Origin of the sequence: Larkinella bovis, assembly GCF_042655385.1 — a bacterium.
GTDB lineage: Bacteria > Bacteroidota > Bacteroidia > Cytophagales > Spirosomataceae > Larkinella > Larkinella bovis.
Genome location: NZ_JBHSMA010000001.1, coordinates 1,513,912 through 1,535,320 on the forward strand (window position 1 = coordinate 1,513,912; position 21,409 = coordinate 1,535,320).

16 protein-coding genes are annotated in these 21,409 nt (G+C 52.2%); 14 read left to right on the top strand and 2 right to left on the bottom strand.

Features of this window, described 5'->3' with window-relative positions; all coding sequences use genetic code 11:
• The first annotated feature begins 252 nt into the window (after positions 1-252).
• Positions 253-1,134, top strand: coding sequence for an AraC family transcriptional regulator (locus ACFPMF_RS06280; protein WP_379842237.1), 882 nt, complete (start codon positions 253-255; stop codon positions 1,132-1,134).
• Positions 1,135-1,218: 84 nt separating this feature from the next.
• On the opposite strand, the gene ACFPMF_RS06285 is transcribed toward ACFPMF_RS06280, so the two are convergent.
• Positions 1,219-2,664: an APC family permease gene (locus ACFPMF_RS06285; protein ID WP_379842239.1), complete on the bottom strand. Its 1,446-nt coding sequence runs from the start codon at positions 2,662-2,664 to the stop codon at positions 1,219-1,221.
• 279 nt (positions 2,665-2,943) lie between these two features.
• Between ACFPMF_RS06285 and ACFPMF_RS06290 the strand changes: the two genes are divergently transcribed.
• The 5 genes from ACFPMF_RS06290 (at position 2,944) to ACFPMF_RS06310 (ending at position 13,461) form a co-directional block, all read left to right on the top strand.
• Positions 2,944-6,105: a SusC/RagA family TonB-linked outer membrane protein gene (locus tag ACFPMF_RS06290; protein WP_379842241.1), complete on the top strand. Its 3,162-nt coding sequence runs from the start codon at positions 2,944-2,946 to the stop codon at positions 6,103-6,105.
• A gap of 45 nt (positions 6,106-6,150) precedes the next feature.
• Positions 6,151-7,476 carry a RagB/SusD family nutrient uptake outer membrane protein gene (locus tag ACFPMF_RS06295; RefSeq protein WP_379842243.1) on the top strand — a complete coding sequence of 442 codons (1,326 nt, stop codon included), beginning with the start codon at positions 6,151-6,153 and terminating at the stop codon, positions 7,474-7,476.
• A 345-nt stretch (positions 7,477-7,821) separates the two neighbouring features.
• The gene (locus tag ACFPMF_RS06300) at positions 7,822-10,515 is read left to right on the top strand and encodes an MGH1-like glycoside hydrolase domain-containing protein (RefSeq protein ID WP_379842245.1); all 2,694 of its coding nucleotides are present in this window, start codon (positions 7,822-7,824) and stop codon (positions 10,513-10,515) included.
• A gap of 282 nt (positions 10,516-10,797) precedes the next feature.
• Positions 10,798-12,945, top strand: a complete 2,148-nt coding sequence (locus ACFPMF_RS06305) for a tetratricopeptide repeat protein (protein ID WP_379842247.1) — start codon at positions 10,798-10,800, stop codon at positions 12,943-12,945.
• Positions 12,946-13,026: 81 nt separating this feature from the next.
• Positions 13,027-13,461 carry a DoxX family protein gene (locus tag ACFPMF_RS06310; RefSeq protein WP_379842249.1) on the top strand — a complete coding sequence of 145 codons (435 nt, stop codon included), beginning with the start codon at positions 13,027-13,029 and terminating at the stop codon, positions 13,459-13,461.
• 6 nt (positions 13,462-13,467) lie between these two features.
• Here ACFPMF_RS06310 and ACFPMF_RS06315 read toward each other — a convergent pair whose 3' ends face one another.
• A complete protein-coding gene (locus ACFPMF_RS06315) occupies positions 13,468-14,397 on the bottom strand; it encodes an AraC family transcriptional regulator (protein ID WP_379842251.1) in 930 nt (309 codons plus the stop codon).
• A 194-nt stretch (positions 14,398-14,591) separates the two neighbouring features.
• Here ACFPMF_RS06315 and ACFPMF_RS06320 point away from each other — a divergent pair, with 194 nt between their 5' ends.
• The 8 genes from ACFPMF_RS06320 to ACFPMF_RS06355 all read left to right on the top strand — a co-directional run bounded on the left by ACFPMF_RS06320 (position 14,592) and on the right by ACFPMF_RS06355 (position 21,392).
• On the top strand, positions 14,592-16,130 hold the full coding sequence (locus ACFPMF_RS06320) for an aldehyde dehydrogenase family protein (protein ID WP_379842253.1): 1,539 nt from the start codon (positions 14,592-14,594) through the stop codon (positions 16,128-16,130).
• 77 nt (positions 16,131-16,207) lie between these two features.
• The gene (locus ACFPMF_RS06325; protein ID WP_379842255.1) at positions 16,208-16,591 is read left to right on the top strand and encodes a DUF779 domain-containing protein; all 384 of its coding nucleotides are present in this window, start codon (positions 16,208-16,210) and stop codon (positions 16,589-16,591) included.
• A gap of 338 nt (positions 16,592-16,929) precedes the next feature.
• Complete coding sequence (locus tag ACFPMF_RS06330) at positions 16,930-17,808, top strand: cell division protein FtsX (RefSeq protein ID WP_379842257.1); 879 nt, start codon at positions 16,930-16,932, stop codon at positions 17,806-17,808.
• Between the two features lie 49 nt (positions 17,809-17,857).
• Positions 17,858-18,061: a DUF3098 domain-containing protein gene (locus ACFPMF_RS06335; protein WP_379842259.1), complete on the top strand. Its 204-nt coding sequence runs from the start codon at positions 17,858-17,860 to the stop codon at positions 18,059-18,061.
• Entirely contained in the window at positions 18,058-18,837 is a 780-nt protein-coding gene (locus ACFPMF_RS06340; protein WP_379842261.1) for an undecaprenyl-diphosphate phosphatase, read from the top strand. The genes ACFPMF_RS06335 and ACFPMF_RS06340 overlap by 4 nt, the downstream gene beginning before the upstream one ends.
• 114 nt (positions 18,838-18,951) lie before the next feature.
• Positions 18,952-19,641, top strand: a complete 690-nt coding sequence (gene truB, locus ACFPMF_RS06345; protein WP_379842263.1) for a tRNA pseudouridine(55) synthase TruB — start codon at positions 18,952-18,954, stop codon at positions 19,639-19,641.
• On the top strand, positions 19,638-20,582 hold the full coding sequence (locus tag ACFPMF_RS06350; protein ID WP_379842265.1) for a bifunctional riboflavin kinase/FAD synthetase: 945 nt from the start codon (positions 19,638-19,640) through the stop codon (positions 20,580-20,582). Before truB ends, ACFPMF_RS06350 begins: the two co-directional genes overlap by 4 nt.
• A gap of 108 nt (positions 20,583-20,690) precedes the next feature.
• Entirely contained in the window at positions 20,691-21,392 is a 702-nt protein-coding gene (locus tag ACFPMF_RS06355; protein WP_379842267.1) for a porin family protein, read from the top strand.
• Positions 21,393-21,409: the final 17 nt, after the last annotated feature.

Below are 21,409 nucleotides of genomic sequence, written 5' to 3' on the forward strand. Positions count from 1 at the left end.
AGTATTTCAAAAAAACTCTCTCGTTCCATACGTTCCATAAGGATTAGCCAATAATCAACAAATATTATCCCACATATTGCCATAAATACAAAATTTGGTTAATATTGGTTTAAACGCACCTCTCTATTAATAAGCCGCTACGCCTGGTAGTGCCCGCTTGACGCTTTATTCCGAAGCGTTTCATGCCTCTATTTCATTTGCATTATTTGAAGATTAAATGGTTTAACAACTACCCTATCCAATCGTACCACTATGAAGGTTCTACATTTTACACCACCTGTGCCCCAAGAGGATTCTGTAATTGTAGATGAGGACATCCTTTCCCACTTTTACAATTATTTTCATCGCCACAAACAATTACAGATCACGCTGATTATCAAGGGGACCGGAACGTTAATGGTTGGCAATTACAGTCAGGCATTTCAGCCCAACGATGTTTATATTCTGGGCGCGAATCAACCGCATATCTTCAAGTCGGATCCGAAGCACTTTGTCAATCCGCAGGTCGGCAACGCCCACGCCATCCACGTTTTTTTCGATCTGGACCGGATTCCGAGGTCCTTTCTCGACTTGCCCGAAATGGAGGCCATCAGCCGGTTTCTCAAAACCATTCAGAACGGTCTACAGCTTCCGGCCAAGCACGCTAACCAGGTGGGCCGCATCATCAAAAAGCTAAAAAATAAGCCGAGTCTGGAGCGCCTTTTGTCGGTCATCAGCCTGTTCCAGTATTTTTCCAAAGAGGTTAAAGAATGGAAATCCCTGCATACGGGCTTTGCAAGCTACCCGGTTTCGGATTCGGAAGGCATTCGGATGAATGAAATTTTTCAGTACACACTGGATCATTATGCCGAGAATATTACCCTCAGCCGGATTGCCGATATTGCCAATATTACGCCCCACGCATTCTGTAAATATTTCAAAAAGCATACCCGGAAAACGTACAACACCTTCCTGAACGAAATCCGGATTAACGAAGCCTGCAAGCGCATTATCAACAGCAGTTACGACGGCATTTCCACCATTGCGTACTCGACCGGTTTTAACAGTGCCACCAATTTTAACCGGGTTTTCCGGAAGACTACCGGCATGTCACCCAGCGATTATATCCGTGCGTATAAAAGCAAGGATCATTAACGTTTACTTTCTCCTTTATCAGACACATTTATAGTTATAAAAAAGCGCCACTTGGCGCTTTTTTATAACTATAAATTGCTGACACTATTCTACACTCGAGGCCGTTATTTTGCGTTCTTTTTTTCCACGGTTTGATTTTACGATGAGGAAATAAACCGGGATTCCAGCCAGGGTAATAATCAGGCCCGGCCAGGTATACTGGGGTTTATAAATGATCAGCAGCACGCAGAAGGCCAGCCCCATCACAATGTACAGAATGGGCAAAACCGGGTAGCCAACGGCCTTGTAGGGCCGGGGAGCTTCCGGGAGCCGTTTCCGCAGAATGAAAATACCGGCAATGGTCAGCATGTAAAAGACCACCACGACGAACGAAATCATGTCCAGCAAATCGCCGTATTTACCGCTCAGGCTCCAGATGCTGGCCAGAACGCACTGAATCCACAAGGCCAGCGCCGGAACAGCGTTTTTATTCAAATGCCCCACTTTCTCGAAAAACAAACCGTCTTTCGCCATCGAGTAATACACCCGGGCCCCGGCCATAATCAATCCGTTATTGCAGCCGAAGGTCGAAACCATGATCATGAGCGCGATAATTACCGTACCGGCATTTCCGAAAATAACGTGCGAAGCCGTAACGGCCACCCGGTCTTTGTCGGCCGATGCGATTTCCTGCAACGACAGCACACCGGTATACATGATGTTAGTCAACAGGTAAATTACGGTTACGATTAAGGTCCCAAGCGCCAGACTAAGCCCGATGTTTTTCTTCGGATTTTTAATTTCACCGGCGATAAATGTCACCGTATGCCACGAATCGCTACTGAAAATAGACCCTACCATCGCGGCTGCAATGGCCCCGAAGGCCGCCATGGTCGTGTATGATTCCGTACTTCCGTCGGAATTCAGTTTGTGTAAATCCCAGATCGACGCGTTCTGCCAGTTGGCGCTCCACACATCCGATTGAATGGCGAAGAGACCGAAGACAATTAACCCCAGGAGACTCAGCAGCTTGGCCAGCGTAAACGAGGTCTGGATGATTTTTCCGCTGTTGACCCCCCGCGTATTAACGACGGTAAGCAGGACAATTACCAGAATGGAAAGCAGTTGGGCCGCCGAAATCCGGAAAAACCCAAGGTCTGCCAGGAGGTTGTCTTCGCTGAAAAATGGAAAAATATAGGCCGTGAATTTGGCGAAAGCCACCCCCACCGCTGCGATGGTTGCCGTATGGATTACCGTGAAAAAACTCCAGCCGTACAAAAAGCTGATCAGTGGGTTATAGGATTCTTTCAGGTACACATACTGCCCCCCGGCCTTGGGAAACATGGCACTCAGTTCGCCGTAACTCAGGGCGGCTGTCAGCGTCATAAAACCGGTGATAACCCAGACAAACATCAGCCAGCCCGCACTGCCGGTATTGCGGGTGATGTCGGCGCTGACGATAAAAATTCCGGAGCCAATCATGCTCCCGGCCACCAGCATGGTAGCATCGATTAATCGCAGGGAAGGCTTGAACGAGGTCTTTTCCTCCATAAAATGTCGGGATTGAAATCAGAAATGGGTTTATCAGGCTCAAAAGTAACCGACCACCGTTCGAAAAACCGCCCGGGTTTTAATCAATCGTAAACCGATTTTAATCCGTTCACGGCAACGGATATCAAGAAACGAAGGTTTCCGGCAAGAAACAAAATGGAGGTATGATCATTACAAGGATGTATTATCAAATTCCATGATCGGACGATCCTCCATTGTGAAATGTTGGGGAGAATGTTGAACTTATGTCCAAATCTAACCTCATTCTCCCCTACTTGTATGCCAAAAATCTATGTGCTCCGTTCCCGATGGTTCGGGCTCTTCCTGGCAATGCTGCTTTTATCAGACATTGCCTTTGCGCAGAACCAGCGCTATACCCTCACCGGGCGCGTCACAGACGCCAACGGCCAAAGCCTGCCCGGTGTGACGGTGGTCATTGTCGGCACCACGCTGGGTTCGGCTTCCGACGAAAACGGGACCTACTCCTTTGGCGTTTCGCTGCCCGCCGGGACGTACGCCCTCAATTTCAGCTTTATCGGTTACGCACCGTTTCGGCAAGCCATCACCCTGGGCAGTCAGCCGACCGTCACCACCAATGCCTCGTTGAAGGAAGATGTGATGAACCTCGACGAAGTCGTTGCCACCGGTTCGACCACCCAAACTTCCCGGCGCGAACTGGGGAACGCAATCAGTACGATTCGGGCCGAAAATCTCGCCCAAACCGGTACGGGCGGGTTGTTGAACAGTCTGCAGGGGAAAGTTCCGGGTGCCCAGATTACGCAAAACTCCGGTGATCCGGCGGGGGGCATTACGGTCCGGTTGCGCGGGATCAAATCCCTGACGGGGTCTTCGGACCCGCTCTATGTGGTCGATGGGGTGATTGTCAGCAACGCCAGCACGAACGTCTCGCAGCTGGCGGTGGACAGCCAGATCGGGGTTTCGAATCCTAGCCAAAACCGGCTGGCCGATATCAATCCGGCTGATATCGCAACCGTCAACGTACTGAACGGGGCTGCCGCTGCCGCCCAGTACGGTTCACGGGCCGCCAACGGAGTTATTCTGATTACGACCAAACGGGGCCAGACTGGTGCTCCGCGCGTGACGGTTACGACCAGCTACAACATCAACGAGTTACGTAAAGGCGTTTACATCACGACGTATCCCAAGCAGTTCGGTTTTGCCGATTTGCGGCTGCATACGATCGGGCCACCGACAGCGGCCCAAATTGCGGCCAATCCGGGGGTAACTACCACGCCGGTTACGCGCGATGGCGTAACGGTTAACCTGGCGTCGAACCTCGTGGACGTGACCCGTTACAATTATTTTGACGAGATTTTCCGGACGGGAACCGGCACCGACAACGCGATTTCGGTGTCGGGTGGCCGTGAAAATACCCAGTATTACGTTTCATTCGGGTATTTATACAACCAGGGAATTATCAAAAGCACGGATTTTCAGCGCTATAACCTCCGCGCCCGACTCGACCAGCGCCTGACCAGCTGGGCGAAAATGACCGCCGGGTTGGCGTACACCAATAGTTTTTCGAACGAGAAACCCAACGGCAACGTGTTTTATAGTCCCATCAATTCGATTACCATTACGAACAACATCTGGGACATCAACAAGCGCGATGCCGCCGGAAACCTCCAGGCCGTGGAGCCTTCGCGCGTCAACCCGCTTTCGACCATCGAAGACATGCGCTCCACGCAAAGCACCAACCGGACCATTGGTGATGTGCAACTGAACCTGACACCGGTGAAAGGACTGGGTATCGACTGGATTCTGGGCGTGGATAGCTACTCGCAGGTGGGCCAGAACTACATCCGGCCTTATCCCTACCAGGCCGTAGCGAATCTCCCGCTCGAACGGTATCCGGCCGGTTTTGCGGCCACGGCCAACAACCAGGTACTGCTGCTGAACTCCGATGTAAATGTTACGTACGAAAAGCAATTCTCGGAGAATTTCAAGCTGAACGCCATCGCCGGTTTTAACTACCAGTACAACCAGAACGATTTAACGGTAGCCAACGGTCAGAACCTGGCTCCGTTTATCGAAACGGTCAGCGGAGCCGCCAGCACGACGGTTCGGGCGACGTATAGTTTGGATCGCTACAACCTGAGCGGTTATTTCGGCCAGGTCACCTTGGGATACCGCAACCTGGCTTTCCTGACCGCAGCCGTCCGGCGCGACCGGTCGTCCAAATTCTCGCCCTCCGAAACCAACCAGATTTATCCTAAACTGAGCGGTTCACTGGTGGTTTCAGACCTTGATTTCTGGAAAAACGTTTCCTTCAACAACGTCTGGAATGCCCTGAAACTTCGGGCGTCGTACGGCGAATCGGGCAACCTGTCGGGGATCGGAACGTATAGTCGGTTCTGGCAGTTTTCGCCAACGCCCTTCCTCGGCAAAAACACCATTGTGCCGGGCAGCGTATTGGCCAACCCGCGCGTTCGGCCCGAGCGCATGGAAGAAGTGGAAGGCGGAGCCGATCTGTCGTTCCTCAACAACAGGCTGAACCTGACCGCCACGGTTTATTACCAGAAAATCAATGATCTGGTTGTTAACCGCGTCCTGGCTCCCTCCTACGGCGGAACCAATATTGTGAATAATGTGGGGCGCATGGAAAACCGGGGCGTTGAACTCTCGCTGGATGCTACCGCCCTGAAAACCAAAGACTGGAACTGGGATGTTACGGTGATCTTCAACCGGAATCGCAATAAAGTGCTGGAACTCGGTAGCCCGGTGATTAACCTGGCCACAGCCGCCGGCTCCATTTACCTGCTGAAAGGCCAGCCCGCCGGGGTATTTTACGGAACCACCTACGCCCGCAATCCGGACGGTTCACTGCTTTTGACCAAAGAGAATTTTACCCAGGTGGAACGGGGGATTCAACAGCCGGGATCAGTGGAGTATACGGTGGATCATAGCGGACCGGATGGCCAGCCGAAGGGTACCCCAATCAGTGCGGTGATTGGGAATCCGAACCCCAAATGGACGGGGTCGTTTGCCAGCAGCCTGTCCTACAAAAAAGCGTCACTGCGCGTGTTGCTCGACGCTGTTCAGGGTTTTGATGTATACAATGCCGACAAGCGAACCCGTCAGGGAGTCGGAATCGGCGACTATGCCGAGAAGGAGTTAAAAGGGGAACTGCCCCGGGGCTACATTTATTCGATTTATAACACGGAAGCCTGGCGCATCGACGACGGTTCGTTCGTCAAGTTGCGGGAAATCTCGCTGAGTTATCAATTGCCAAAGCTGGTCAAAAACATGAGCAATTTCAGTATTTCGCTGATTGGCCGGAACCTTTATTCGTGGGACAACTACCCCGGTTTCGACCCCGAAACGAATGCCGGTGGTAACTCCGACCTGGTGCGCGGCCTGGATTTTGGGAACGTCCCGATTCCGAGAACGTACCAGGTGCAACTATCGGCCACGTTCTGACCCGGACGAAAACTTCTGCGATTCCTTGTTTAACTTCTTACGATCATGATGTTAAAAAAATATTCCTTACTTGGCTGTCTGACCCTTCTGTTGTTCAGCCAGAATGCCTGCCGGGAGCAATACCTGAACCCCAGCGCGGCCAGTGAGCAGCAGGTTATCAACTCACCCGATGGTTTGATTGCGCTCGCCAACGGCCTCCAGTCGCGGTACACCAGCGGGCGGTTGGGCACGATTTATAACGCCGTCGCCGGGGGCGGATTATCGACCCGCGAGTTCCGCGTGCTCAACGCCGGAAACGTCGATGAGGTGGCCCTGGAAGCCGGGCTGGCGAACGTGACCAATCAGAACTCCGTAGTGCGACAATTGTGGACCAGTTGCCTGATTGTCAACGCCAATGCCGACATCATTCTGACCAATGCCGACAAAGCGGGGGATGCCGGAACCAAAAGCGGGGTGATTGCCTACGCGTCGATTTTCAAAGCGTTGTCGCTGGGGACACTGGCGCAATTTTTTGAGCAGGCTCCTAACAAAGCGGGCGAAAATGCGCCCTTTGTGACCCGGGCCCAGTTACTGAAAGACGCCATTACCCAACTGGAAACTGCGGTTACTCAACTGGCTTCGGCTCCGATTTCGGCGAAATTCACCCTGGCCATTGTGCCCGGTATCGACATTCCGAATACCCTTCAGGCATTGATTGCGCGGTATAGCCTGTTTGCGGGCGACTACACCAAAGCCCTGGAAGCCGCCAGAAAAGTCGATCTGACGAAACGCTCCTTTTTTGCCTTCGACGACAACGCCCGGAATCCGATTTTCGAAACCGCTTTCAGCAACCGCAACGTCATCGAACCGGTGAGCGCCACACTCGGCCTGCCAGCCGCGCTCGTTCCCGATCCGGCCGATAAGCGGATTCCGTTTTACGTTCGGACCACACCCAGTGCCTCGCTGAATCTGGGAACTGGCTTTGCCACGGCCAATAATTCCCCCTGGCCGGTTTATCTGCCGGGCGAGATGCTGCTGATTCGGGCCGAAGCCCTGATCCGGTCCATTACCAGTGGGGGCTCTCCGACCAATGTCGACACGGCCATCGACGAACTGAACAAGGTTTTAACCAAAACGCCCGCTGCCGATCCCTGGGGCGTCGGAGCCGGTTTGCCGGCTTATGCAGGTCCCCGAACGGTGGAGGCTGTGCTGACGGAAATTTACCGCAACCGGGCCATCGAACTGGCCTTCAGCGGCTTTCGACTGGAAGACAGCCGCCGTTTCGGGCGGTCAGGGCCGAGCGTAACCGGGGAGCGCAACCGTAATTTCTACCCCTACCCCCGGACGGAACGCGATAACAATAGCAATACCCCGGTGACCGATCCGGACTAAGGCGTTAAAAAACCGGTCAACGGGCGATGGATGAATCTATCGCCCGTTTTTTTTACCGGAAAAAAACTTTTACCCCGGGCCGGCAACTATGGCCCGAAAAATGTTACAACAGCAATTACTTACGAATCTGCTCCTGTCTGATAACTCACAATCATCGCGCCTGCCGATAGGAAAAGCATCACTCTTTGATGCGCCTTTATTTCGGAACCAATGAAATTAATAGCCACCTTTTGATACCAATTTTGTAACTGCGCACTAAATTCAGGCGGTCAATGACTTCAGTATGGTCAGATCGTCTAATTCAGTAAGCTGTTTTTGACGTACTACCGTAACGAAGTTTCACACATGGAATACAACCTTAAGATGGAAAACGGCATTGAGCGCGAACGCATTTACACCCGTTCGGACAACAAGGGATGGAAGAAATGGGGACCGTATCTTTCGGAGCGGTCTTGGGGCACCGTTCGCGAAGATTACAGTGTCCATGGCAACGCGTGGAACTTCATTACCCACGATATGTCACGTTCCCGGGCCTATCGCTGGGGGGAAGATGGCATTGGTGGCCTTTCTGACAACAAAGGCCATGTCTGTTTCGCCCTGGCTTTCTGGAACCACGAAGACAGCATCATCAAAGAACGGCTTTTCGGGCTGACCGGCCCCGAAGGAAACCACGGCGAGGACGTCAAGGAGTTGTATTATTACCTCGACAGTACGCCGACCCACTCGTACATGAAAATGCTCTACAAATACCCGCAGCAGCATTTTCCGTATACCCAACTGGTGGAGGAAGGACGCAATCGAAACCGGTTGCAGCCGGAATTTGAAATCGTTGAAACCGGTATTTTTGATAACAATCAATACTTTGACATTTTCATCGAATACGCCAAGAAGGACGAAAATGACATTCTGATCAAAATAACGGCCCATAACCGGTACCAGCAAGAAGCAAAACTGACCCTGTTGCCTACACTCTGGTTCCGAAACACCTGGTCGTGGGGCTACGAACAGTATGCCTACAAACCGATTTTGAGCGGGATTTCAACGACCCAGATTGCGGTGGATCACAAACTACTGGGCAAGTACAAACTCTACTGCGAAGGTGCCGACGAATTGCTTTTCTGCGAAAACGAAACCAATGCGGAGCGGCTGTACGGTATTCCCAACGACTCGCTGTTTTGCAAGGACGGAATCAATAATTACATCACCACCGGGGACAAGAAATTTGTCAACCCCAACCAGATTGGCTCAAAAGCCGCAGCCCGGTACGAACGGACGGTTTCGGCGGAGGGCTCGGTCACCCTTCGACTCCGGTTTAGTCAGGATACGCATAACGCGCAGCCTTTCGATGATTTTGACGAAATTTTTCAGCAACGAATCACGGAGGCCGACGCCTTTTATGATCAGTTGCAGCGGAATGTTACGGACCCGGAACTGCGGAATATTCAACGGCAGGCCTATGCCGGAATGCTGTGGAACAAGCAGTTCTACTACTATAACGTCAATGAGTGGCTGAAGGGCGATCCCAAAATGCCGACGCCCTTCCACGGGCGGGCGTATCAGCGCAATTCGGGCTGGCGGCATATGTACACGGCCAACATCCTGTCGATGCCCGACAAATGGGAATACCCCTGGTTTGCCGCCTGGGACCTCGCGTTTCATACGCTAACGCTGGCCCGGCTCGATCCGAATTTTGCCAAACGACAACTCGCGGTTATTCTGCGGGAGTATTACATGCACCCCAACGGTCAGATTCCGGCGTACGAGTGGAATTTCGGGGATGTGAACCCGCCGGTTCATGCCTGGGCAACCTGGAAAGTCTACGAGATTGACCGGGAAATGAACGGCAAAGGTGACGTCGATTTTCTGGAACGGGTCTTTCATAAGCTGCTTCTCAACTTTACCTGGTGGGTCAACCGCAAAGACGTCAGCGGAAACAGCATTTTCGGGGGCGGTTTCCTCGGACTCGATAATATCGGGGTTTTCGACCGCAGCCAGCCGTTGCCGATGGGCGGCCATATCGAACAGGCCGACGGCACCGGCTGGATGGCGATGTACACGCTGAATATGCTGCGAATTTCCTGCGAAATCGCGCTGGTCCGGCCGACGTATCAGGATATGGCGTCCAAATTTTTCGAGCACTTCCTGCATATTGCGGCCGCCATGAAAAACCTCGGTGGTCAGGGCATTAGTTTGTGGGATGAGGATGATCAGTTTTATTACGATGTTTTGCATACGGCCAATAACTCCAGTATGTTGCTGAAAATCCGGTCGATGGTGGGCCTGATTCCCCTCTTTGCCGTTGAGATTCTGGACGATGCGTTGCTGGAAAAACTGCCGGATTTCAAACGCCGGGTCGAGTGGGTGCTGACCAACCGGCCGGACCTGGCTTCCCTGATTTCGCGCTGGCACGAACCAGGCAAGGGCGCGACCCACCTGCTTTCGCTGCTGCGCGGTCACCGGATGAAAATGCTGCTGAAACGGATGTTCGACGAAACGGAATTCCTGTCTGATTATGGCATCCGGGCGCTGTCGAAATACCACGGCGAAAAACCGTATGAGTTCAACCTGAACGGCGAAATTTTCACGGTCAAGTACGTTCCAAATGAGTCGGAAACGAGCCTTTTTGGCGGCAACTCCAACTGGCGCGGCCCCATCTGGTTCCCGGTGAATTACCTGCTGATCGACTCCCTGCTGAAGTTTTACAACTACTACGGCGACGATTTTGAGATAGAATACCCTACCAATTCCGGTCAGGTAATGAGTATCAAAGAAGCCACCGTGCGGGTCGCCGAACGGCTGGTGAACATTTTCCGGCGCGACATAACGGGCAACATACCGGCTTATAACGGCTACCGGAAATACCAGGATGATCCGTATTTCAAAGACTTGCACCTGTTTTTCGAATACTTCCACGGCGATAACGGCAGTGGCCTGGGTGCCAATCACCAAACCGGGTGGACGGGCCTTGTGGCGGACCTGATTGAATTTCTGTATGAAAACCGTCTGCAATGTGAACCGTTACAGGCGAAGGTGCTCTAGCCAAACCGCAGAGAAAACCGGGTTATCCCGGTTTTCTCGTTTTTAACCCGTCGCTCTTTTCCTGCCAATCCTGCCTAACTAAAACGTCACTCCAGGGCTGGTCAGCCTTCCGAATTCGTCCGCAAAAAATCCCCAATCCGGCCCTCCGAAAAAATAGTTAAAACGTATTTTTTTTACTTTTATTTAGCCGTACGATCACAATTTTGCTTCGAAAGCTTACGTTCTTTGGCCGAGCCGTGCAAAAACCGTATCTTCACCCTGCCCGTCCTAACTTCAGAGCGAATGCCAAAATTTCTATGCAAGCTCCTTGTACTTCTTTTTTTTGCATCCTTCCAGCCGGTAGTAGGGCATTCGCCGGGAGGTCATATTGCTGATAATGATTCCGTTCCGCGGCTGAACAATACCGCCATTCGACTCGCCCGAAACAAGAATTTTGCCGGGGCTCTCCAGCTTCTGCAACGGGCTGCTGCGGGCCGCCCTTCGGATACGTTACTCTATAATCAGGCGATTATTCTGAGTCAGCTTAAACGCTACGAAGAAGCCAGTCAATTGCTTCAGCGAATTCCTACTTTTGCGCACGCCCAGGTCAATCAGGGAATTTTCTATTGCATGAGCGGTGATACCAAAGTAGGGCTGACCTTACTCGAAAACACGCCCGGTGGCAAAGGAGCCGACAAAGTGGCCTATAACCGGGCCGTTGCTCACCTAAATGCGGGGCAATTTGAAGAAGCTGGACGGGCCGCTTCCGAAGCCGTGCGACTGCGGGGCAGCGAACCCCTGTATCGGCTGGTGAAAGCCGATGCCCTCCTCGGCCTGGGCAAATACCGCGAAGCGCTGAGTGCCTACCAATCCCTCGATAAGGTGCCCAACCTGGCCACGATGCTGCCTGTCCGAATCGGAAATGCGCTTTTGGGATTGAAAGAGTACGACGAAGCCGCCGAAACCTTCACGAATTACCTACTTTCCGGCGACCGTACCTATCAGGCCCCGGCCCGGTTTGGTCTGGCCAATGCCTTTTATGGACAAAAAGAATATGCCAAAGCCGTCGCCGAATATCGGCGGGCCGTTCAGTTTCGGCCTCAGTGGGTTCAGGCCCGGACCGGACTGGGGAATGCCCTTTGCAGCATTCGTGACTACCGTTCAGCCCGGATCGAGTTCGAGGCAGCCCTGGCGCTGGAACCGGACGATCCGCACATTCACCTGGGGCTGGGCGTGGTGAGCCACCGGCAGGGACTGCACGAACAGGCAATGGAGCATTTTTCCAAAGCGCCGGATTTATTTGACCAGAAAGACGAAGACCTCGCGGATTGCTTTCTGAGCCTGGGACTGACCCAACTGGAATTGAACCAGTTGGACTCTTCGCTCGTGCACCTGAACGTGGCGATGCGCCTGAATAAAGATCATCCGGCGGCCTATGCCGGAGCCAGCGAAGTGTACCGCAAAAAGGACAGTTTTCGCTACACGCTTTCTTACCTGGAAAAAGCCATCCGTCTTTCTCCCCAGAATGACAAAATGCTCACCAACAAAGGGAATATGTACCTGAAGTCGGGGAATATGGATGAAGCCTACGATAATTTTTACTGGGCGTTACGGCATAATCCACAGAGTATTAATGCCTTGAATGGACTGTCGATTTCCTTACTGGAAAAAGACCGCATTGAACAGGCCGAAGCCGTTCTCGATAGCGTAATTAACCGGGGCCACCACAAAGCGTTTCTGCACAACAACCGGGGCATTGTCCGCTCGTATATGGCGTTGAAATACGAGAAACAGAAAGATTTACACAACGCTAAACAATACTACTACCGCGCGATTCGGGACTATGAGCGCTCCCGCGACCTCGATTCCACCCAAAAAACGTATTACAACAACCTCGGTAACGTCTATAAAAATACGGAGGAGTACGACAAAGCGGTGAAAAGTTACCTCGGCCATCTCGACCGCAGCGCTATTAATAACCTCGGCGTTTTATACGCCCGGACCGGAAAAGGCGACTTTGGCCGCCATTACCTGAATATTGCCATTACCATCGATTCGGCCAGTCTGGTTTACCGGTTTAATCGCTATAAAGTTTACAAGGAATACTTCAAGGATTCGCTCGCTATTCGACCCGATATTCAGTCGGCGCAGGCCCTGATGCCTACCAATTCAATTAGTTCGAAGTACAGCAAAGACGGTTATATCAATATTTACCTCTACGATTACGACTTCGAACGCTACGAATTTCCCGGGGATCACCATTTCCCCCTTCAGAATGACAAACCAACCCCACCGGACTACCGCCCGCTCGACGAGTTGTTAACGATGATCATCCCGAAAAAAACAACAGAGCCCCGGGTAACCCCCCCGGTCCAGGTTACCAGCAAACGAATGCCTAAAAACCGCCGATCCCGGATGGCGGGAAGCACCAAATGCCCGAAAATCATTTAGACCCCAAAATACCCCAAATTGATCTTGCTTTTATCTAAGTTTTTTACCTAACTTAGGTTGGTTATACCAAAAAGCTAGATCATGAATGTGCTACAACGTGTTGAACACTGGGGTGATGCGCATCACCCCGCCTGGATTGACGCACTTCGCATTATGCTGGGAATTGTCCTGTTCCTGAAAGGTGTAAGTTTTATCGGGGATACCGAACACCTGTATTCGCTGGTCGGTGACCGGGATTTTGGTCTGACCCCGGTTATTCTGGTGCACTACGTTGCCTTTGTCCACCTGGTGGGCGGTTTACTGATCGCCATAGGGTGTCTGACCCGGTTGGCGGCCCTGCTGCAACTGCCCATCCTGTTGGGAGCGGTATTTTTTGTCAACATCAGCCGGGGCTTTTCAACCCTGAATTCCGAACTCTGGCTGTCGATTATCGTTCTGTTCCTGCTGATTATGTTCGTGGTGATTGGCTCCGGAAAATTCTCGGTCGATGAGTACATGCGCCGGCATGACCATTAAAACCGCCTACGATAGCTGCTGTTTGTACTGACGGGGGCTGATCCGCTCGATGGTTCGGAAGGCATTGCTAAAATGCGTCAGGCTGTTGAAACCTGATTCGTAACAGGCATCCGTGATCGATTTGGCCGGGTTGGTCAGAATTTGCTTGGCCAGTCGGATGCGTTCCTGGAGGATAAACTGGATCGGCGAAATGCCCAGTTCATTCTTGAACAACCGAAAGAAATGCGATTTGGACAAACAGGCCTGATTCGACAGTTCATCGATCGCCAAGGCCTTCGTCAGATTATTCCGAATGTATTCCACCACAAACGCCAGCCGGTGCGTATTCATGAAATTTCGGGCCTGATCAATCAGTACGCGACGGGCCTGAGTCTGCATGAGCCGCACAATCAGTTCCTCCAGTGACTTATGAATGAAGAACGGCTTCATCACGTTGTTTTCCCGATAAAGCCGGATTATCTTATCGATCAGTAGACTGATTTCCAGCCCGTTGCGGAAATGGTAATTATTTACATCCACTTCCCAAACCTCATCCGGTTCGGTCCGAGGATACTCTTCGTTCAGGTGGTTGACGGTTTGCTGGATGAATTCACCCGAAATCGTCAGGGCGATGCAGCGCGTTGGGGTTTCGAGGGAGGCTTCCGGAAAATCGATTTTCATCGGTTTATTGGCCGGTAACACCAGCGATTCGCCGGGCAGGTAATCAAACGGTTTTAACTCGTCGATGTGCATGACCTTCTTGCCCGTCAGCATACTGGTCAAAACCGGAGAACTGAACTCCAGCTCGACCAGTTGCGCCCGCTGAAACGTTTCATACAGATTCAGCTCGGCCACATCATGGCTTAAGGTCAGCTTATTTTCTACCAATGCATCCAGCTTCCCCCCCCAGGATGGCATCGCAATTTCGTTTCGCAGTATTCTTTTTCCCGTTGTCATAGGATCGTTCCCCATTTAATGCCGAAACCGGCCAGCGTACTACAGATCGAGTTTCAAAATCGTATCATCCACCAGAATGAGAAAGAGACAATCCCGTAAGTTTTTGAGACGATTGCGAAAATATTCTTGCACGATTTCGGCAAAATTTGTCACAATTCAAATTCGAACAATCAGTTTAACCCATTCTTAAATTCATGGAAACCCTGGAAGCCCCCGTAGCCACCCGCTCGGCTACTCTATTGGAACGACCACAATTCAAGAGTCAGTATGAAAATTTTATCGGTGGGAAATGGGTGCCGCCAGTCGGTGGCGATTATTTCGAAAATCACTCGCCCGTTGATGATAGTTTGATTTCCCGCGTTCCCCGGTCAAAAGCGGCTGATATTGACCTGGCCCTGGATGCCGCCCATAAAGCATTCCCGAGCTGGTCGCGGACATCGGCCACCGAACGGAGCAATATATTGCTGAAAATTGCCGACGTCATCGAGAAAAATCTCGAGTTTCTGGCCCGCGTCGAAACCGTTGAAAACGGGAAAGCCGTCCGCGAAACGATGGCCGCCGACCTGCCGCTGGTGGTTGACCACTTCCGCTACTTTGCCGGTGTCATCCGCGCCGAAGAAGGATCGGTGTCGGAACTGGACGCCGATACGGTTTCGATGATCATCAAGGAACCGATCGGGGTGGTGGGGCAGATCATTCCCTGGAACTTCCCACTGCTGATGGCCACCTGGAAACTCGCTCCGGCCCTGGCGGCCGGCTGCTGCGTGGTGCTGAAACCCGCCGAACAAACCCCGACCTCGATTCTGGTCCTGATGGAATTGCTCGAAAACATCATTCCGGCAGGGGTTGTCAACGTCGTCAACGGCTTTGGGACCGAAGCCGGAAAACCGCTGGCGCAGTCGAAGCGGGTAGCGAAAGTAGCCTTTACGGGTGAAACCACCACCGGTCGACTCATCATGCAATATGCCTCGGAAAACCTGATTCCGGTGACGATGGAACTGGGCGGCAAATCGCCGAACATTTTCCTGCCGTCGATCATGGACGCCGACGATGCGTTTTTCGACAAGTGCATCGAAGGAGCCGTCATGTTTGCGCTCAATCAGGGCGAAATCTGCACGTGTCCCTCCCGCTTACTGGTGCACGAAAGTATCTACGACGGTTTTATGGAACGCGTGGTTGAACGGACCAAAGCCATCAAAATGGGGCACCCGCTCGACACGACGACCATGATGGGAGCGCAGGCATCCAACGATCAGTTTGAGAAAATTCTGTCATACATCGACATTGGCAAGCAGGAAGGGGCCGAAATATTGACCGGCGGTGGCCCGGCCCGACTGAATGGCGGTCTGGAAAGCGGTTACTACATCGAACCGACGATTTTCCGGGGCAACAACAAAATGCGGATTTTTCAGGAAGAAATCTTCGGGCCCGTCGTATCGGTAGCGACCTATAAAACGGTGGAAGAAGCCATCGACATGGCTAACGACACGCTCTATGGGCTGGGCGCGGGCGTCTGGACGCGGGATGCGCACGAGTTATATCAGGTGCCGCGGGCTATTCAGGCCGGTCGGGTGTGGGTCAATTGCTACCACCACTATCCGGCGCACGCATCCTTCGGCGGTTATAAAAAGTCGGGTTTTGGTCGGGAAAATCACCTGTCGATGCTCAACCACTACCGCCAGTCGAAAAACCTGCTGATCTCCTACAGCAAGAATAAGTTAGGATTCTTTTAAAGAGCGAAAGAGTGAAAGAGCGGCCCAGGACGGTTTTATTCGCTCTTTCACTCTTTCAGTCTATCACTCTTTCACGTATGAGCGTTTCCCGCGTTGACGTTACGGAAGCGGCCAAAATCATCATCGACAAACTGCGCCGGGAGCATGGTGAGTTGATGTTCCACCAGAGCGGAGGCTGCTGTGACGGATCGTCGCCGATGTGCTTTGCCAAAGGCGATTTCCTGATCGGCTCCTCCGATGTCTGGCTCGGCCAGATTCACGGTTGCGATTTTTTCATGTCGGAAGATCAGTTTGAATACTGGAAACACACCCACCTGACCGTCGACGTAACGCCGGGACGGGGAGCCAGCTTTTCGCTCGAAATTCCGCTTGGTATCCGGTTTTACATTAAGTCCCGGCTTTTTGACATGGACGAACTGGCGCAACTGCCCCCCGTGCATGTGGGACCGGTGGAGGTGTAATGGGAGCCAGTTTACGGTATTGAACGCCTGGACGCCAACTGGCGACCGCACTCATCCTCAGCTAGCCCAATGATTCCTTCCCGGCTATCAAGTAGCCGGGAAGGATCAGTTATACCGCCGGATCATCAGCTGGTCCGTTTCGTCCGGTAATTACCGCGTTTGTGGCTGAAAAACCGCTGGATTCGCGGACGTTACTCTGTGGGTATGAACGGGGCTGAAGTCTTAATTTTTCCTAAATCTTCCCTTCTTCATTTTTTTCACACCAACCGTTCGGGCAAAATCCGTATTTTTGTAACCAACGTTGACCGGGCTGCCATCGTGGCCCATCAGGCTTCTTTATGGCTGCAAAAAAGAAAGTGGGTGCCTATCCGAGCGGGATGATTCTTTTCAGCCTGACTTCGGCTTTATTTCTAATCGGTTTTTGCGGAATGCTGGTGCTTCAATCGAAGAAACTGGTAAGGTACATCCGGGAAAATAACGAAGTACGCGTTTTTCTGGACAAGGACCTGACTTCGGATAAACTTGCCCGGCTCAACGCGGAAATCATCAAAAAACCGTACGTCCTGTACAACGGTTCGTCTCCGCAGGTCACATTTGTCAGTAAGGATGTGGCGGCCAAGGAGTTTATGGCTGACACCCAGGAAAATTTCAGCAATTTCCTGAACGAAAATCCGCTCCGCGACAGCTACCGGATCAAGTTGCAGGAGGATTATTTCGAAGAAGCCCGGCTGCAGGAAGTAAAAGCGGATCTGGAGGACGTCAACGGCGTTTTTGAAGTCATTTATCAGGAAAATATCGTCGATGAGATCAACAAGAACATCACGAAAATCTACATCATCATGTCGGTTTTTGCGGTAATCATGCTGGTGATTATCATCGTACTCATGAATAATACAATCCGACTGGCGCTGTATTCGCAGCGGCTGTTGATCCGGAGTATGCAGCTGGTCGGCGCCACCAACGGCTTTATTCAGCTTCCGTTTCTGCGTCGGGGGATGTTGCAGGGATTGATCAGCGGCCTGGTTGCAGCAGCTCTGTTGTTCATACTCTTGCAGGTAGCCCTGCGGAATATCGACGGGCTGGCCACCTTGCAGGAGCCCGAAAAAACCGGTATTCTGCTCGGTTCCGTCATCATTCTTGGGATCATTATTGGGCTGATCAGTACCTTCCAGGCCGTTCACCGGTATCTGCAACTGTCGCTGGACGACCTCTATTGACCTTTACCCGAATCAGCGTTTTTTTAATCAGTGTAATCAAAGTTCAGACATGAGTAAACTTCCTTTCGGACGCGCCAATTACACCCTGATGATCATTGGCGTGGTCATTATTTTGTTTGGCTTCATCGTCATGAGCCTCGATTCCGAAGAATTCGGTTTCGGAGCTTTAGGCCTTACCATCGGGCCGTTGATCGTGATGGGCGGTTTTATTCTTGAATTTTTCGCAATCCTGCGCCGACCCACCAATCAATGAGTTTTTTTCACGCCATTATTCTTGCCATCATTGAAGGGCTGACCGAATTTTTGCCGGTTTCGTCAACGGGCCACATGGTTATTTATTCGTCCCTGGTCGGCATCAGTCAGTCGGAATTCACCAAGCTGTATACCGTCAACATCCAGTTCGGTTGCATCATTTCGGTGCTGGTGCTCTACCGGCGCCGGTTTTTGCAAACCACCGATTTCTACCTCAAACTGTTTGTGGCGTTTCTGCCGGCGGCCGTTATCGGTTTTTTACTCAACGACTTTATCGACTCCCTGCTCGAAAACGTGACCGTCGTAGCGATCACCCTGTTGCTGGGCGGTATCCTGCTGATTTACATCGACCGGATTTTCAAACAGATTCCCCGCGATTACGACGTGACCTTTCCGGAAGCCCTCAAAATCGGTTTTTTCCAGTGTATTGCCATGATTCCGGGCGTTTCGCGCTCGGCGGCTACCATCATCGGTGGGATGGCCCAAGGCCTCACCCGGAAACAGGCTGCGGAGTTCTCGTTCTTCCTGGCCGTCCCGACGATGGCTGCGGCTTCGGGGTATAAGTTGCTGAAAACCTACAAAACCATCCAGTCCGACGACATTCAGGTCCTGCTGGTTGGCAACCTGGTGGCCTTTATCGTGGGTCTGCTGGCCATCCGCGGCTTCGTCGGTTTCCTGACAAAATACGGTTTCAAAATCTTTGGTTATTATCGCATTATCCTGGGTTTGCTGCTCCTCGGCCTCATGGCCGCCGGCGTAAAACTGGATATTGTTTAATGTCTGAACTGTCTTGGACGGGGATTCCACCGGTGACAGGATGAAGAGAATGAACGGTCGTTCCTCTTCGTTAACCCGTTATTCGGCGCAGTCCCGGTCCTGGATGGTATAATTATGGACGAAGGTCAACTGATTCTCATCGACAAACCGCTTACCTGGACGTCGTTCGACGTGGTCAAGAAGCTTAAGTATGCCTGTAAATTCAAGAAAATAGGCCATGCCGGAACGCTCGACCCCTTAGCCACCGGTTTGCTGATTCTCTGCACGGGTAAAATGACCAAGCAGATTGATACCTACCAGGCGCAGCAAAAAGAATATACCGGCACGCTGGTGCTCGGCAAAACCACGCCTTCCGTGGATCTGGAAACCGGTTTCGATGCCGAATACGATGTTTCCTCCATTACTCCCGAAAAAATTCAGGAAGCGGTTGAGCAATTGACCGGCGTGATTGACCAGATTCCGCCCATTTATTCCGCGGTTCGGGTCAATGGCGAGCGGCTGTACGAGCGCGCCCGCCGGGGCGAAACCGCCAATAAAGTGGAAGGCGGAATTAAATCCCGGACCATTACGGTTACTACCTTTGAAGTGGACACCGACCGGTTTCCCGAAATTGATTTCCGGATTGTTTGCTCGAAAGGGACATACATCCGTAGCTTAGTGCGCGATTTGGGGCTGCTTTTGCAGAATGGAGCGTATCTGAAAGCGCTCCGCCGAACACGAATTGGCGGTTTTCGCATTGAAGACGCTGAAACCGTCGACGGTTTTATTCGCAAAAACCGCCCCGTCGAGCCATTACACTCATGAAGATTTACCACGGAACTGATTTCTTTCACCCCATTCCCTATGCCGTTGTAACCAGTGGAACGTTCGATGGGGTTCATCTGGGGCATCAGAAAATATTAACCCGCCTGACCGAAATTGCCCGGCGGGGAAATTCGCAGGCGCAGGAAGGCGAAACCGTCGTCCTGACGTTCTGGCCGCACCCCCGCACGGTTGTTTCCAACGATAGCCAGGGCTTGAAACTGCTTTCGACGCTGGAAGAAAAAACCGAGTTGCTGGCCGAAGCGGGTATCGATCACCTGGTGGTGATTCCTTTCACTCGCTCGTTTTCCGAGCTTTCTTCCGCCGAATTTATCCAGCAGATTCTGGTCGAAAAAATCGGAACGAAGAAACTCGTCATTGGATACGACCACCACTTTGGCCGGAACCGCGAAGGCAGTTTTGACTACCTGAAGCAGCACGCGCACCAGTACGGTTTTGAAATCGAAGAAATTCCGCGCCAGGATGTGGCGGATGTGGGCGTCAGTTCGTCAAAAATCCGGACGGCCTTGCTGGAAGGTGACCTGAAAACCGCCACGAAATTTCTGGGACGGCCCTACAGCCTGAGCGGCACCATCGTCAAAGGCCAGCAACTGGGCCGGACCATCGGTTTTCCGACGGCCAATATTCAGGTCGATGACCCGAGCAAACTGGTTCCGGCCAACGGCATTTACGCGGCCGAGGTGATTTATAAGGGCGAGAAACTGGGGGGCGCCATGAGCATCGGTACGCGGCCCACCGTCGGCGGCACCCACCGAACCATCGAGGTGTTTATTCTTGACTTCAAGCAGGAAATCTACGGCGAACACCTCACCGTCCGCTTCATCGAGTACCTGCGCCCGGAACTGAAGTTTGACGGGCTGGCGGCCCTGGTGGATCAGATGAACCTGGATGTGGAACAATCCAGACGGATTCTGGGGAGGTAAGGACGGTTTTTGAATAGGTCAGGAAAGCACTAAATACGTCACTCGTTCCAACGGTTTTGTGGGGCAAACGGGTCATACGAACCGTTGAACCTATTTTAATCAGAACGAATGAAACGTTTTTCCCGACCCTTCTTCACCCTCGCCTTTGCCCTGATCGGATTTTCGCTGGCCGCTCAAAACCCGTTGTTTACGGTTGGAATCCGGGGTGGCTTAACCCTTTCTACGGTACAAATCAGCCAACCTTCGGTTCCCGGAAGCGGACTGAAACCCGGTTTTGCCATCGGGGTTACGACGGCCTACCATTTCCAGGATAACTGGTTTCTTCAGTCTGGTTTGTCCTTTATCACCAAAGGAGCCAAAATTACGGGTACGGCTCCGCTCGGGTTTGATGAACAGATGATTAATCCGGGCAGAGACGCGGTTCTGATCAGCCATCAGCACTATGTGCAACTGCCGGTTCACCTTGGCTACAGCCTGAAAATCCGGCCAGCAACCCGGCTGGTGCTGAACGCGGGCCCGTATGTTGCGCAGGGAATTGGCGGAAAAACCCGGTTAACTGGCGACCTCATCTTCGGTGACATGATCGAAAACACGACCCTGGAAGAGAAGACATTCGGTGGCAAAGGGCTGAAAGCGTTCGATTACGGCCTGGGCGCGGGTGTTGGTTTCGAATTCGAAAAAAATGCCTTACGGCTCCAGTACGACCTGGGATTGCGGGATATCGGGCCGGTCGGCGGATCGTTCCTCCCGTTTTACAGCAGTTCGTACAAAAACCGGAATATCTCCCTCCAACTGGAAATACGGTTTTAGTGCCCTTATTATCAGCT

Excerpts from the sequence above, each read along its gene's own strand:
- ACFPMF_RS06280 (WP_379842237.1), top strand. The coding sequence starts at position 253 with ATGAAGGTTCTACATTTTACACCACCTGTGCCCCAAGAGGATTCTGTA.
- ACFPMF_RS06285 (WP_379842239.1), bottom strand. The coding sequence starts at position 2,664 with ATGGAGGAAAAGACCTCGTTCAAGCCTTCCCTGCGATTAATCGATGCT.
- ACFPMF_RS06290 (WP_379842241.1), top strand. The coding sequence starts at position 2,944 with ATGCCAAAAATCTATGTGCTCCGTTCCCGATGGTTCGGGCTCTTCCTG.
- ACFPMF_RS06295 (WP_379842243.1), top strand. The coding sequence starts at position 6,151 with ATGATGTTAAAAAAATATTCCTTACTTGGCTGTCTGACCCTTCTGTTG.
- ACFPMF_RS06300 (WP_379842245.1), top strand. The coding sequence starts at position 7,822 with ATGGAATACAACCTTAAGATGGAAAACGGCATTGAGCGCGAACGCATT.
- ACFPMF_RS06305 (WP_379842247.1), top strand. The coding sequence starts at position 10,798 with ATGCCAAAATTTCTATGCAAGCTCCTTGTACTTCTTTTTTTTGCATCC.
- ACFPMF_RS06310 (WP_379842249.1), top strand. The coding sequence starts at position 13,027 with ATGAATGTGCTACAACGTGTTGAACACTGGGGTGATGCGCATCACCCC.
- ACFPMF_RS06315 (WP_379842251.1), bottom strand. The coding sequence starts at position 14,397 with ATGACAACGGGAAAAAGAATACTGCGAAACGAAATTGCGATGCCATCC.
- ACFPMF_RS06320 (WP_379842253.1), top strand. The coding sequence starts at position 14,592 with ATGGAAACCCTGGAAGCCCCCGTAGCCACCCGCTCGGCTACTCTATTG.
- ACFPMF_RS06325 (WP_379842255.1), top strand. The coding sequence starts at position 16,208 with ATGAGCGTTTCCCGCGTTGACGTTACGGAAGCGGCCAAAATCATCATC.
- ACFPMF_RS06330 (WP_379842257.1), top strand. The coding sequence starts at position 16,930 with ATGGCTGCAAAAAAGAAAGTGGGTGCCTATCCGAGCGGGATGATTCTT.
- ACFPMF_RS06335 (WP_379842259.1), top strand. The coding sequence starts at position 17,858 with ATGAGTAAACTTCCTTTCGGACGCGCCAATTACACCCTGATGATCATT.
- ACFPMF_RS06340 (WP_379842261.1), top strand. The coding sequence starts at position 18,058 with ATGAGTTTTTTTCACGCCATTATTCTTGCCATCATTGAAGGGCTGACC.
- truB (WP_379842263.1), top strand. The coding sequence starts at position 18,952 with ATGGACGAAGGTCAACTGATTCTCATCGACAAACCGCTTACCTGGACG.
- ACFPMF_RS06350 (WP_379842265.1), top strand. The coding sequence starts at position 19,638 with ATGAAGATTTACCACGGAACTGATTTCTTTCACCCCATTCCCTATGCC.
- ACFPMF_RS06355 (WP_379842267.1), top strand. The coding sequence starts at position 20,691 with ATGAAACGTTTTTCCCGACCCTTCTTCACCCTCGCCTTTGCCCTGATC.